The sequence below is a fragment of the Rhodospirillales bacterium genome (genome assembly GCA_016699855.1).
Lineage (GTDB): Bacteria > Pseudomonadota > Alphaproteobacteria > Reyranellales > Reyranellaceae.
This window is the reverse complement of sequence record CP064988.1, coordinates 5,008,668-5,022,345: the sequence shown is the minus strand read 5'-3', so window position 1 is coordinate 5,022,345 and position 13,678 is coordinate 5,008,668. Positions and strand designations below refer to the sequence as shown.

Annotated in this window: 11 protein-coding genes; 7 read left to right on the top strand and 4 right to left on the bottom strand. The window is 72.0% G+C overall.

Annotated features, from left to right (window positions below; all coding sequences use genetic code 11):
- Positions 1 to 2,664, bottom strand: coding sequence for an alanine--tRNA ligase (alaS, locus tag IPK81_23825; protein ID QQS12465.1), 2,664 nt, complete (start codon positions 2,662 to 2,664; stop codon positions 1 to 3).
- A 199-nt stretch (positions 2,665 to 2,863) separates the two neighbouring features.
- Here alaS and IPK81_23820 point away from each other — a divergent pair, with 199 nt between their 5' ends.
- The 5 genes from IPK81_23820 to IPK81_23800 all read left to right on the top strand — a co-directional run bounded on the left by IPK81_23820 (position 2,864) and on the right by IPK81_23800 (position 8,473).
- A complete protein-coding gene (locus IPK81_23820) occupies positions 2,864 to 4,429 on the top strand; it encodes a YkgJ family cysteine cluster protein (GenBank protein ID QQS12464.1) in 1,566 nt (521 codons plus the stop codon).
- Positions 4,426 to 5,958, top strand: a complete 1,533-nt coding sequence (locus IPK81_23815; GenBank protein QQS12463.1) for a YkgJ family cysteine cluster protein — start codon at positions 4,426 to 4,428, stop codon at positions 5,956 to 5,958. Before IPK81_23820 ends, IPK81_23815 begins: the two co-directional genes overlap by 4 nt.
- Positions 5,959 to 6,019: 61 nt before the next feature.
- Positions 6,020 to 6,859, top strand: coding sequence for a YkgJ family cysteine cluster protein (locus tag IPK81_23810; protein ID QQS12462.1), 840 nt, complete (start codon positions 6,020 to 6,022; stop codon positions 6,857 to 6,859).
- On the top strand, positions 6,856 to 7,620 hold the full coding sequence (locus IPK81_23805) for a YkgJ family cysteine cluster protein (protein QQS12461.1): 765 nt from the start codon (positions 6,856 to 6,858) through the stop codon (positions 7,618 to 7,620). The genes IPK81_23810 and IPK81_23805 overlap by 4 nt, the downstream gene beginning before the upstream one ends.
- Before the next feature lie 247 nt (positions 7,621 to 7,867).
- A complete protein-coding gene (locus IPK81_23800) occupies positions 7,868 to 8,473 on the top strand; it encodes an alpha/beta fold hydrolase (protein ID QQS12460.1) in 606 nt (201 codons plus the stop codon).
- A gap of 544 nt (positions 8,474 to 9,017) precedes the next feature.
- Here IPK81_23800 and recA read toward each other — a convergent pair.
- Positions 9,018 to 10,088: a recombinase RecA gene (recA, locus tag IPK81_23795; protein ID QQS12459.1), complete on the bottom strand. Its 1,071-nt coding sequence runs from the start codon at positions 10,086 to 10,088 to the stop codon at positions 9,018 to 9,020.
- Positions 10,089 to 10,455: 367 nt separating this feature from the next.
- Between recA and IPK81_23790 the strand changes: the two genes are divergently transcribed.
- Entirely contained in the window at positions 10,456 to 10,962 is a 507-nt protein-coding gene (locus tag IPK81_23790; protein ID QQS12458.1) for a hypothetical protein, read from the top strand.
- Positions 10,963 to 10,991: 29 nt separating this feature from the next.
- Here the strand turns inward: IPK81_23790 and IPK81_23785 are convergent, their stop codons facing one another.
- Positions 10,992 to 11,885 carry a carbonic anhydrase gene (locus IPK81_23785; protein ID QQS12457.1) on the bottom strand — a complete coding sequence of 298 codons (894 nt, stop codon included), beginning with the start codon at positions 11,883 to 11,885 and terminating at the stop codon, positions 10,992 to 10,994.
- A gap of 37 nt (positions 11,886 to 11,922) precedes the next feature.
- Here IPK81_23785 and IPK81_23780 point away from each other — a divergent pair, with 37 nt between their 5' ends.
- A complete protein-coding gene (locus IPK81_23780; protein ID QQS12456.1) occupies positions 11,923 to 12,462 on the top strand; it encodes an N-acetyltransferase in 540 nt (179 codons plus the stop codon).
- A 69-nt stretch (positions 12,463 to 12,531) separates the two neighbouring features.
- On the opposite strand, the gene IPK81_23775 is transcribed toward IPK81_23780, so the two are convergent.
- Positions 12,532 to 13,668, bottom strand: coding sequence for an acyl-CoA--6-aminopenicillanic acid acyltransferase (locus IPK81_23775; protein ID QQS12455.1), 1,137 nt, complete (start codon positions 13,666 to 13,668; stop codon positions 12,532 to 12,534).
- Between the last annotated feature and the right edge of the window lie 10 nt (positions 13,669 to 13,678).

Genomic DNA, 13,678 nt, shown 5'->3' with positions numbered 1-13,678 from the left:
TCAGCCTCCCGTCGCCGCGATCGCGCTTTCGACCGCCGCCAGCGCGGCGTCGGCGCGGCTGGCGTCGGGTCCGCCGCCCTGCGCCATGTCGGGCCGCCCGCCGCCGCCCTTGCCGCCCAGCGCCGTGACGGCCGCGCGCACGAGGTCGACCGCCGAATACTTCGCCGACAGATCGTCGGTCACGCCGATCACCGCCGACGCCTTGCCGTCCTCGACGCCGACCAGCGCCACGACGCCGGAGCCGACCTGCTTCTTGAACTCGTCGGCCATGGCCTTGAGGTCCTTGCCGGGCACGCCGTCGAGCCGGCGCGCGATCAGCTTCACGCCGCCGACATCCTTCGGCGCCGCGCCGCCGGCCGCGCCCGCGCCGCCGCCACCGCCGGCCAGCGCCAGCGCGCGCCGCGCCTCGCCCAGCTCGCGGTCCAGCTTGCGCTGCCCGTCGACCAGCGCCGCGACGCGCTCCGCCAGCTCCTCCGGCCGCACGCGCAGCGAGCCCGCCGCCGCCGACAGCGCCGCGTCGCGCTCGCGCACGTAGGCCTCTGCGGCGGCGCCGGCCATCGCCTCGATGCGGCGCACGCCCGCCGCCACGGCGCTCTCGCCGACGATCTTGAAGAAGCCGATGTCGCCGGTGCGGCGCGCGTGGGTGCCGCCGCACAGTTCGACCGAGTAGCGCTCGTCGTCGGCGCCGCCCATCGACAGCACGCGGACCTCCTCGCCGTACTTCTCGCCGAACAGCGCCATGGCGCCGGCGGCGATCGCGTCGTCGGGCGTCATCAGCCGCGTCTCGACCGGCGAGTTCACGCGCACCCGGACGTTGACCTCGGCCTCGACGTCGCGCAGCTCCTCGGCCGACAGCGCCTTGGGATGCGAGATGTCGAAGCGCAGGCGGTCGGGCGCGACCAGCGAGCCCTTCTGGCCGACATGGTCGCCCAGCCGGCGGCGCAGCGCCTCGTGCAGCAGATGCGTGGCGGAGTGGTGCGCGCGCAGCTGCGAGCGGCGGGCGCCGTCGACCGACAGCGCCACGTCGTCCCCGACCTTCAGCTCGCCGCTCTCGACGGTCCCGCCATGGACGTGCAGGTCGCCGAGCTTCTTGGCGGTGTCCGACACGGCGAAGGCGGACGCCCCCGCCGCGATGCGGCCGGTGTCGCCCATCTGGCCGCCGGACTCGGCGTAGAACGGCGTCTGGTTGACCAGGATCTGGCCCCGCTCGCCGGCTTTGAGCGCGGATACCTCCTTGCCGCCCGCGACGATGGCCACGATCTTGCCCTCGGCCGCCTCGGTGTCGTAGCCGAGGAACTCGGTGGCGCCGTGGCGCTCGCGCAGGTCGAACCACACCGCCTCGTCGGCGGCGTCGCCCGAGCCCGCCCAGGCGGCCCGCGCCTTGGCCTTCTGCTCGGCCATCGCGGCGTCGAAGCCGGCGAGGTCGACGCCGATGCCGCGGCCGCGCAGCACGTCCTGCGTGAGATCCAGCGGGAAGCCGAACGTGTCGTAGAGTTTGAACGCGACGTCGCCGCGCAGGCTGCCGCCGGCCGCCAGTCCCGCCGTCTCCTCGTCGAGCAGGCGCAGGCCGGTGCCCAGCGTCGCCTTGAAGCGCGTCTCCTCGAGCCGCAGCGTCTCGGCGATCAACGCCTGGGCGCGGACCAGCTCGGGGAACGCGTCGCCCATCTGGCGGACCAGCTCCGGCACGAGCTTCCACACCACCGGATCGCGCGCGCCCAGCATGTGGGCGTGGCGCATGGCGCGGCGCATGATCCGGCGCAGCACGTAGCCGCGGCCCTCGTTCGACGGCAGCACGCCGTCCGCGATCAGGAACGAGCTGGCGCGCAGATGGTCGGCGATGACGCGGTGCGACGGCGCCTGGGCGCCGTCGGGATCGACGCCCGTGGCCTGGGCCGACGCCAGCACCAGCGCGCGGATCATGTCGATGTCGTAGTTGTTGTGCTTGCCCTGCAGCACGGCCGCGAGCCGCTCCAGCCCCATGCCGGTGTCGATGCTGGGCTTGGGCAGCGAGACGCGCTGCTCGCGCGTCACCTGCTCGTACTGCATGAAGACCAGGTTCCAGATCTCGATGAAGCGGTCGCCGTCGGCGTCGGCCGAGCCTGGCGGACCGCCCGCGATCCGGTCGCCGTGGTCGAAGAAGATCTCCGAGCACGGCCCGCACGGGCCGGTGTCGCCCATCGCCCAGAAATTGTCGGACGTGTCGATGCGGATGATCCGCGAGTCGGGCAGGCCGGCGATCCGCTTCCAGTGGCCCGCCGCCTCGTCGTCGGTGTGGTAGACGGTGACCAGCAGCCGCTCCGGCGGCAGCCCGTACTCCTTCGTGATCAGGTTCCACGCCAGCTCGATGGCGCGTTCCTTGAAGTAGTCGCCGAAGCTGAAATTGCCGAGCATCTCGAAGAACGTGTGGTGGCGCGCGGTGTAGCCGACGTTCTCGAGGTCGTTGTGCTTGCCGCCGGCGCGGACGCATTTCTGCGACGTCGCCGCCGTGCTGTAGGGGCGCCTCTCCAGGCCGGTGAAGACGTTCTTGAACTGCACCATGCCGGCGTTGGTGAACATCAACGTGGGATCGTTGCGCGGCACCAGCGGGCTCGACGCCACCACCTCGTGTCCATTCCGGCGGAAATACTCCAGGAAAGTCCGCCGGATATCGCTCGCGCTCGCCATGATCCCCCGCCGCAGATGGCCGTCGTTCCGCGTCGGCGCCTCGCCGCGGGAATCCACAACACCCGTTGTCTTAGCGCGCCGGTCGGGCGGGTGTCCACACGCCGGCCGGCGGCCCGCGGCCGACCTTGCGGCGCGCCGGCGCATGCGTCAGCCTCGACCCGCGCGACGCGTCCCGCGCGCCCGACCTTGGACCGCGACCATGAGCAGCACGCCCGACGACGCCGACCGCCCGGCGCTCGCCGTCACGGTGCCCGGCGAGCCCGGGCCGGCGCGCGCCATCCTGCCCGCCCTGCGGACGCTGGTGGATTCCCAGACGCCGGCGTTCCACGCCGCCAGCGCGGCCGTCGGCAAGCCGGTGACGTGCAAGCGCGGCTGCGCCGCCTGCTGCCGCCAGATCATCGCCGTCTCGGACGTCGAGGCCCACGCGCTGGCGCGCCTGGTGGAGGCGATGCCGGCGCCGCGCCGCGCGCGGGTCGAGGCGCGCTTCGCGGACGCCGAGCGGCGGATGCTGGAGTGGCGGCCGCTCGACCGTCTGATGCCGCTCGAGCCGGTGTCGGACGACGACTTCCGCCTGCGCGCCCGCGAGCATTACCGGCTGGGCCTCGCCTGCCCGTTCCTTGAGGACGAGAGCTGCTCCATCTACGCCGACCGCCCGATGGTCTGCCGCGAATACGACGTCGTCTCGCCGCCCAGCGTGTGCGGACGCCTCGCCGAGGGCGAACGTCCGGTCGGCATCGTGCGGCCACCGGTCGGCGAGGCGCTCGAACTGCTGACCTCGACCGAGGATCCGCCGCGGCGCGTCAGCATGCCGCTGACCTTCGCGCTGCGCTGGGCCGTCGAGCATCCCGACGAGGGCGAGGAGCGCCTGCCTGAGGACTGGCTACGCCGGTTGGCGGCGCTGAGCGTCAAGCTCGTCGAGGAGCGGCGGGCGGCGCGCCAGTCCGAACCCGCCGTCGAGCCGCCGGCGGCGTCCCCGTCACCGGCCGCGGACCCGGCGCCCGGACGGCTGCGGATCTCCGTGCCCGACGAGCCCGGCCCGGCGCGCGGCATCCTGCCGGCGCTGCGCCGGATGGTCGACCAGAACACGCGCGAGGTCGGCGCCGCCGCCGCGGCGCGCGGCACGCCGGTGTCGTGCGGACCGGGCTGCGGCGCCTGCTGCCGGCAGATCGTGCCGGTCTCCGACGTCGAGGCGCGCGCCCTCGCCGAGCTGGTGGAGTCGTTTCCCGACGGGCGTCGGGCGCGCGTCAAGGCGCGATTCGCCGAGGCCGAGCGGCGGCTGGCGGCGTGGCGCCCGCTCGACGAGCTGGCGCCGCTGGCCCTCCTGCCGGACGACACCCACCGGCGGCGCTCCATCGAGTACTACCGCCTCGGCCTGGCGTGCCCCTTCCTCGAGGATGAGAGCTGCTCGATCCATCCCGACCGGCCGCTGATCTGCCGCGAGTTCGATGTGATCTCGCACCCCAGCGTGTGCGCCCGCATGGGCGAGGGGCTCCTGCCGGACGCGCTGGTGCGGCCGATGCTGTCGGATGCGCTGGAGTTCCTGACGTCCGGCGAGGAGGCGCCGCGGCGCGCCCGACTGGCGTTGCCGCTGGCGTTGCGCTGGGTGGCGGACAATCCCGTCGGCGAAGCGCCGCGCACGGGCGTGGAGTGGTTCCGCCGCTTCATGGCGCTGAACGAGGCGACGCCCGCCGGCGCGCCGCGCACGGACGGAGCCGCGCCGCCCGCTCCCCGCCGCCACCGCCGGCGGACGGCGCGGCCGGCATGACGGTGTCCGTCCCCGACGGCGACATTCCGGCCCGCGCCATCCTGCCGGCGCTGCGCCGGATCGTCGACGCCAACACGGTCTCGGCCGCCGCCGCCGTCGAGGCGCGCGGCGAGGCGGTGTCCTGCCGCGCCGGTTGCGCGGCCTGCTGCCGCCAGGCGGTCCCGCTGTCGGACATCGAGGCCCGCGAGGTCGCCGCGATCGTCGAGGCGCTTCCCGAGCCGCGCCGCGCGATCGTGCGGTCCCGGTTCGCGGCGACGGCCGAACGCCTCGCGGCGTGGCGGCCGCTCGACGCGTTGATGGACTGGGACGCCGCGGCGCACCGGGACGCGTATTTCGGCCTCGCGCTGCCCTGCCCCTTCCTCGATGACGAGCGCTGCTCGATCTACGAGCAGCGGCCGCTGGCCTGCCGCGAGTTCATGGTCACCTCGCCGCCGCAGATGTGCTTCGACGCCGAGGCGCGCCACGACGTCAGGGACGTGCCGCGCCAGTTCATGGAGCCGGGGCTGCGCTTCCTGTCGTCGCTCGACGAGGCGGCGCCGCGGCGGACGACCATCCTGCTGCCGCTGGCCCTGCGGTGGAGCGAGACGGCGCCGGCCGAGCCCCTACGCTCCGGCGCCGACTGGTTCCAGCGGCTCGGGACCACGCTGCGGGCGCTGGCTCCCGCGCCGCGGGCCGCCGATGCGCCAGCGTCCGCGACGCCGCCAGCGCCAGCGCCCGCGACGGCGCCGGCGGCGGGGCCCGCACCGCTCGGCATCGACACCGCCGCCGCCGCGGGTACGATGAAGGCCACGCTCAACCTGTCCGTCTCCGGCCGGCGCGTCGACGTCGACGTCGCGATTCCGACCGGCGTCGTGCCGCACAGCGCGATCGTGCCCGTCGCCCAGGCCGTGACCAACGCCATCGTCGCCACCGCGTCGGACGCCAGCGCCGCGCGCGGCGCGCCGGTGTCGTGCCGCGCGGGCTGCGCCGCCTGCTGCCGGCAGGTGGCGCCGGTATCGACCGCCGAGGCCCACCGTCTCGCGGCGCTGGTCGCGGCGATGCCCGCGCCGGTCCAGCGCGAGGTGCGCGCCCGCTTCGCCGATGTCGAGCGGCGGACCACGGCGCTCGGCATGTTCGAGCGGCTGTTCCATCTCGAGAAGGCGTATCCGGAATCGCCGCACGATTTCGGCCTGCGCTACTTCGCCGAGCGGATCGACTGTCCGTTCCTGGTCGACGAGCGCTGCATGATCCACGCCGAGCGCCCGCTGACGTGCCGCGAATACCTCGCCACCTCGCCGGCCGAGAACTGCTCCGACCTCGCGCACACCGACATCACCACCATCGAGGCGCCGCGCCTGTCGGGATCGCTCCGCCGCCTCGGCGCGCCGGAAGGCGCCGCGCCGCCGGCGATCGCGGTGTCGGTCGCGCTGGCGTGGGTCGACCGCAATCCGGTGCCGCCGCCGCCACGGCCGGGACAGGAGTGGTTCAAGGCGCTGTTCGAGCGCGTGATGGCGCGGCCGGCCGCTGGCGACGACGAAACGACGGGGTGACCCGCCGACGCGCCGGCGATACATTCCACGCGCCCCGAGGGAGCGACGCCCGGAGAGTGTTGTGACAACCGAATCGAACGCACCGCCGGCGCGCGGGAACGAGGTGGCCGTCTCGATCAAATGGCACGTCAAGGACGGGCCCCAGATGATCGAGTTCCAGTCGACTCGCGATCTCGTCACGCCGCGCGAGATCGTCTCGTCGCTCGGGTCGCTGGTCGACCAGGTGGCCGCCGCCACGGTCGCTGCGCTGGAGCGCGCCGGCGGATCGGTGAGCTGCCGGCGCGGCTGCGACGCCTGCTGCCACCAGCTCGCCAGCGTCTCCGACATGGAGGCGCACGCGATCGGCGCCGTCGTCGCCGCGATGCCGGACGATAAGCGCGCGCGCCTGATGGCGCGGTTCGAGGAGGCCGCGCGGGTCATCGACGCACGCTTCGGCCCCGGCGCGCTCGACGCCGGCGTGATGGACGAGGACCGCCACGGGCTGGCGATGGAGTACTTCAAGCTCCGGCTCGCCTGCCCGTTCCTCGAGGACTCCTCCTGCGCGATCTACGACGAACGGCCGCTGATCTGCCGCGAGTACATGGTGAGCTCGCCGGCCGAGAACTGCTGGAAGCTCGGCGAGGCCGAGGTCGAGACGATCGTCTACGGCCTGCCGGCCGCGGGCGCGCAGCGCATGACCGGCTTCAACAACGACTACGCCAGCCGCCGCGTCGCCCTGGCGCTGCTGCCACGCTGGCTGGCGGCGAACGAGCCGCCGGCCCCGCGCAGCGGCGTCGACTGGATGTTCGCCTACATGGGCGGGCTCAAGGCGATGGAAGCCGAGATCGCCGCCCGGCGCGAGAAGGCCGAAGCCGAAGCCGCCGCCGAAGCGCCGCTGGCCGGTCCGCCGGAGCCGGCGTGACCTCTCCCGGCGGCGCCATCGGCCGGCCGACGCTGCGGACGCGGCTGCGGCTGTCGTTCGGCGACACGCGGGTCGAGGTCCCCGTCGAGGTGCCCGGCGAGCCGGTGCCGCCGGCCGACATCCTGCCCGCCGCGCGACGGATCGTCGACGAGATCGTCGCCGCGGCGCGGCGCGATGCCGCCAAGGGCGGACGCGCCGTCGCCTGCGGTCCCCGCTGCGCCGCCTGCTGCCGGCAGGCCGTGGCGATCTCCGACGTCGAGGCGTGGGCGCTGGCGGACCTGGTCGACCGGATGGCCGAACCCCGGCGCGGCGAGGTCCGCGCCGGCTTCGACGCGGCGGCCGCGCGGCTTGAGGCCGCCGGCTTGCGCGGACGGTTCGAGCGCGCCGGCGACGGCGGCGGCGAGGCGACGGGTCCGCTCGGCCGCGAGTACTTCGCGCTGCGCGTGGACTGCCCGTTCCTGTCCGATGAATCCTGTTCGATCTACGCCGACCGGCCGCTGGCCTGCCGCGAATACGTCGTCACCTCGCCGCCCGCGCATTGCGCCACCCTGGACACGGCGAGGATCGCGGCGCTGCCGGTCATGTCGCTGTCGGTCGGATTGCAGACGATCACCTCCGATCCGGCGAAGCCGCGGCGGCGCTGGATCGCGCTGCCCCTGGCGCTGGCCTGGGCGGCCGCCAACCCGCCGCCCTCCGGCATGCGGCGCCCCGGACCGGCGTGGATCGAGGCGCTGCTGCGGCCGACGCCGGGCGCGTCGTAGCGCGCTCCTGTTCCCCTCCTCCATCGGGGAGAGGCTGGGTGAGGGCGCCGCGACGCCTCGTGTGGCCACGGCGCGTTTGTGGAGCGACTCCACCGCCGAGGCCGCTTGCGATACCCCGCCTGTCTTCCCGAGCGGTGCGGGAATCTTCTGGCAGCGGAAGGATTCCTCGCTACGCTCGGAATGACGGTGGCGACGTCCGGCACGACGTTGGCGACGCCCGCCATGACGATGGGGACAGTATCCGGCGATGCTGCTGCACTTTCTTCCCGGCGTCTCCGGCGGCGCGTTCTGGGAGCCGGTCGCGGCGCGGTTGCCATCGACGTGGCCGCGTGAGTTCGTGGACTGGCCGGGCATGGCGGGCCTGCCCCCGGTCCCGGGGATCGATTCCTTCGACGACCTCGTGCGCATGATGGCGGCGCGGCTCGCGCCGGGCAGCGTGCTGATCGCGCAGTCGATGGGCGGCGTCGTCGCCGCGCGGTTGGCGCTGGCGCACCCCGACAAGGTCGCCGCGCTGGTGCTGACGGCGACCTCCGGCGGCATCGACATGGCGCCCTACGATGCCGAGGACTGGCGGCCGGAATACCGGACCGAGCATCCCGACGCGGCGGAATGGATCTACGAGCGCGGGCCCGACCATTCCGAGGCGCTCGCCACGCTCGCGGTGCCCACGCTGCTGATCTGGGCGACCCGCGACGCCATCAGCCCGCTTGGCGTCGGCCGGCGTCTGGCGGCGCTGCTGCCGCGCGCCGAGCTGGTGGAGATCGACAGCGACGACCACTGGGTCGCGCGCCAGCACCCCGACATCGTCGCGCCTGCGATCGAGCGCCACATCCGCCGGCACGCCGGCGTCTGACACTCGGTCCGTTGGCGGGGAGAATGCGGTCGCCCGCCCCTCTGTCATCCCGAGCGCCGCGAGGGATCGTTCGGCGGCGGAAAGATCCCTCGCGGCGCTCGGGACGGCAGGAATGGCGAACGGATGCGCCAAGGCGCCGCCGCGGCATCCTGCCATCGCTTCGTGACCAAGGCCTGGTCCGTGCGTCGCCGTGGGTCCGTGGCTTGCGCCCGATCGCGCGTCGCTGCCGCCGCGCCGTCGCCACCTCGGCATCGCTCCCGTAGCCTGGGCCCGGTGGCACATCGCCATGGCACATCGCCATGGCACGTCGCCATCGCCACGCCGGCCGCCACCGCTCCACCATCCGCAAAAACGAACGGGCGACGCCGTGGGGTGCGTCGCCCGTTCAGCGCCGGCCTTCGCCGGCGCCGGCTCCCGGATCGGATGCGTGGGGGTTGGTCTGCCACGATCCGGAAGGCCGAAACTCGGGAGGTGCCGCCGACGGCACGGCCCCTTCCCCGGAGCCGCGCCGCCGACGTAAGGGCCCCTCGCCCGATACCGGTTCCTACTCGTCGTCGTCCTTGTCGCCGCCGGCCGGATCCATCAGCGCGTTGGACAGCACGCCGGCCTGCTCGCGGATCGTCTTCTCGATCGACGCCGCCATGTCGGGATGGTCGCGCAGGAACTGCTTGGCGTTCTCGCGGCCCTGGCCGATGCGCTGGCCGTCGTAGGAGAACCAGGAGCCCGATTTCTCGACCACGCCGGCCTTCTGGCCGAGGTCGATCAGCTCGCCGGTCTTCGACACGCCCTCGCCGTACATGATGTCGAACTCGACCACCTTGAACGGCGGCGCCACCTTGTTCTTCACCACCTTGACGCGGGTCTGGTTGCCGACGACCTCGTCCTTGTCCTTGATCGCGCCGATGCGGCGGATGTCGAGGCGGACGGAGGCGTAGAACTTCAGCGCGTTGCCGCCGGTCGTGGTCTCGGGGTTGCCGAACATCACGCCGATCTTCATGCGGATCTGGTTGATGAAGATGACCAGCGTGTTGGAGCGCGAGATCGAGCCGGTCAGCTTGCGCAGCGCCTGGCTCATCAGCCGGGCCTGCAGGCCGGGCAGCGAGTCGCCCATCTCGCCCTCGAGCTCGGCCTTCGGCACCAGCGCCGCCACCGAGTCGATCACCAGCACGTCGATGGCGCCGGACCGCACCAGCGTGTCGGCGATCTCCAGCGCCTGCTCGCCGGCGTCGGGCTGCGAAATCAAAAGGTTGGCGACATCGACCCCGAGCTTCTTGGCGTAGCCTGGGTCCATGGCGTGCTCGGCGTCGACGAAGGCGCAGGTGCCGCCCTTCTTCTGCGACTCCGCGATCACGTGCAGCGCCAGGGTGGTCTTGCCCGAGCTCTCCGGACCGTAGATCTCGACGATGCGGCCTTTGGGCAGGCCGCCGATGCCGAGCGCCACGTCGAGCCCCAGCGAGCCGGTCGAGATCGCCTCGATCTCGATCGCCTCGCGCTGGCCCAGCTTCATGATCGAGCCCTTGCCGAAGGCCCGCTCGATCTGCGCCAGCGCCGCGTCCAGCGCCTTGCCCCTGTTGTCCATGCTGTCCTTCTCGACCACTTTGAGCTGCGCCGACATGCCGACCTCCTTGGTTATCACCGCTCCAGAGCGACCGTTCAACACGGATAAGTTCTTGAGATGACGGCAATGTACGCGTTTTGTTCCCTCCGGCAACGGGTAAATTAACCGATTGAAATCATTTCATACTTGACACATGTTCTTGTAATGTTCCGAGGAGAATCCTACGGAATATGGCGGTCGGCCGCTGGAGATACCAACCGGATAACCGACTGTCATAGACGAGTTGCTTTAGGTTTGGCGGCGGTCGCGATTTTCCTCTGCCGCTCGGCCTCGTCGTCAGCAAACGCTGCAGCGGCGCATCCGCAGTCCTTCGCGTTGGCGTAGCTCTCGTCGTCGCGCGAATCTTTCGAGGGGGTGCTTTGCCATGACCAAATTTTCTACCGATCATCCACTGCCGCCGCGACATCTAGAGCTGATTGGCGAGATTGCGGTCCAGTGGTCGTTCATTGAATTTCTGATGCTCGAAGCGATTTCAGAGATAACGGAGGTCGATCCGACCAAGGGGATATTTCTCACGACTAATCTTGGGTACCAGTCGCGGCTTTCGCTCTTGCAGGTCTATGGCAACAGCTTGAAAGAGAAGGGGATGCCGGAGGGTGCGGAGTTTCTCAAACTGCTTGAGGCGCTCTCTCAGTCATATGGAATTCGCAACAAATACGTGCACTCTCACTATCTTTCCAACGGAATTGCCTCAGATCCGACGTTGAGCAACGTTCGCCTTAAGGGAAAGCTCCAGATCGTCGAGGAAGCAATCACGGTCGCGACGCTGGAGGCTGACTCTGACAGACTCTATGAAGCCGGCGACCGCTTCCTGGCGTTCCTTCAACGGTTTGACCTCTGCATCGGACCATCGCGCAAAACACCGACCTAGCGGCATTGATTGCGCGTGCTCCACCCGCATCACACCAAGGGCGCGGCGCCCTGCGTTAACTGACGGCCGGCGAGGTCGCCGAGCCGGCGCCGCAGCGCCTCCACGAAGCGCGCCAGATGGTGGTCGTTCTCGGCGTGGAAATCGTCGGCGCCAGCCAGCGACGATGCCAGCGCCGCCTCGGGCCGGCTGCGCACCTCGATGAAGCCGGCGGACGCGGGATCGTAGGCGTAGAGCTCGCCCGTGCGCAGGTCGAAGTACCAGCCGTGGACCGACAACGTGCCGGCCGCGACGCGCTCGCGCACCCACGGGAACGACAGGACGTTGCCCAGCGAGACGATCACGCCCGCCTGCTCGACCGCGCGCTGGCGCTCGACGTCGTCGGCCTCCGGGGCGCCCAGCGCGACCATGTCGCGGGCGCGGCGCACGATCCCGGTCCAGTCGGCGAGGTACTGGTACTCGGCGAGGTGGCTGGCGCCCTCCTCGATCAGCGCCCGCATGCCGCCGCACAGCGCGTGGCCCAGCACCACGATGTGCTCGACGTTCAGGCCGCGCACGCCGAACTCCAGCGCCGTGCTGGTGCCGTGGTAGCCCAGCGCGTCGGGCTGGTGCGGCGGCACGATGGCGGCGACGTTGCGGACCACGAACAGGTCGCCGGGCTGGGTGCGCGTCAGGATGGCCGGGTCGACGCGCGAATCCGAGCAGGCGACGATCAGCACCTTCGGCGCCTGGCCCTCGCGGGCCAGACGGTCGAACAGATCGCGGTTCGCCTCCCAGTAATCCTCGCGGAAGCCCAGGAAGCCGTCGACCACACGCCGCAGGACCGTCACGCGCCACTCCCCTGGTTGAACGCCCCGCTCCAGATAGGCCACGCCGGCACGAATGCAACCCCGCCCCGGGTGGACAGGGCGGCGGCCGCGCGGCATTTTCGCCCGCCCGCCGCCGCAAGGACGATACCAGACGATGTCCACCGCCGTGACCGTGCGCGATTCGCGCGACGACGACGTCCCCGCCCTCGCCCGCATCTACGGCCACCACGTGCTGACAGGGCTGGCCTCGTTCGAGGAGGAGGCGCCCTCGGTCGAGGAGATGGCGAAGCGACGGCAGGGCTATCTCGCCGGCGGCTTCCCCTACATCGTCGCCGAGCGCGGCGGCCGCGTGGTCGGCTACGCCTACGCCAGCCTGTACCGCGCCCGGCCGGCCTACCGCTTCACCTGCGAGAACTCGATCTACATCGAGGCCGGCGACCGCCGGGGCGGCGTCGGCTCGGCGCTGCTGCCGGCGCTGATCGAGCGCTGCGCCGCGCTGGGGTTCCGCCAGATGGTCGCGGTCATCGGCGACAGCGCCAACGCCGCCTCGATCGGGGTGCACGCCAAGTTCGGCTTCCGCGAGGTCGGCACGCTGCGCGCCAGCGGCTTCAAGCACGGCCGCTGGGTCGACAGCGTCCTCATGCAGCGCGCGCTCGGCGACGGCGACAGCACCCCGCCGGCCGCCGGGCGGTAGCGGCGCGGCGGGCGGCACGCCCGTGCCCCCTCCGTCATGCCGAGCGTAGCGCGGGATCCAGGCGCCGCCCTACTCCGCCGCCTTGCGCGTCGCGGCCGATTCCATCGGCAGCGTGTAGGTCGTGAAGCTCCGGTTGACCGCCGGCAGCGGCGCGATCTCCATCACGCCCAGCGCCGGCTCCATCAGCAACATCAGCACGGTCGCCGAAAGGTTTCCCGCCTCGTTCGGCCGCGGCGGCCGGCAGACGCTGTAGGGCGAGCCGAAATCGTCGAACAAGGCGGCGCGCAGATGGTCGCGCGTCAGGCGGCCGACGTCCGGCGCCAGCAGACGGCGCACGCGCCAGTCGCGGTAGCAGCTCTCCGGCGTGCTGGCGGTGCCCGCCTCCTTGAGTTTGGCCAGCGCCACCGGGCTCTGCCAGTGGTTGGCGTGCACGATCAGCCCGTCCTCGGGATAGACCGGGAACGCCTCGTCGGGCGCGCATTCCCAGTCGATCGCGAAGCCCTCGGCGGTGCTGAGGATCATGTTGTTGGAGGCCGATTTCGGCGTCGTCGCGACGGCCTTCACGGCGTGCGCGAAATGCGCGCTCTCCAGCGCCTTGCGGCGGATCAGCGCCAGCGGCACGCCCTCCGTGCGGTAGTCGCGGTCGCTCTCAAGGTAGTTGGCGGTGATCGCGGTGCCCAGCGCGTTCATGCCGGCGCGCGCCAGACCGCCGGCCTCGGTGAAGGTCAGGTACGACGGCGCGTCGTCGCGGCGCACGCGCAGCACCACCGTGGTCTTGGCGCATTCCGCCAGCCAGTCCCAGTTCTGGCCATGGATCAGGTTCCCGTCGCGCGTCGCCTCGGGCAGGATCACCGCGCCGGTGCAGCCGTCCTGGCCGACCTTCAGCTCCGCGGCGCGGCGCTCGCCCAGCTTGAGGATCTCCGTCCGGGCGTTGACCAGCGCGACCTGCTCGAACGCGACGCCGGCGCCGGCGGCGATGCCGCGCATCTCCTCGACGTAGCCCGGTTCGAACGCCTCGATGCGCGGGATGAAGGCGCGGACCAGATCGCGCACCGCGTCGGCCGACAGATCGAGCTTGCCGAGACGCGCGCCATAGAGCGCCGCGCTGGCCTTCACCCTGTCGGCCGCCTGCCGGCCGTAACCCACGCCGCGCTCGTACGGCGTGGCGCCGGCGATCTCGATCAACGGCAACGGAACGACGGTCATCAGCGCGATC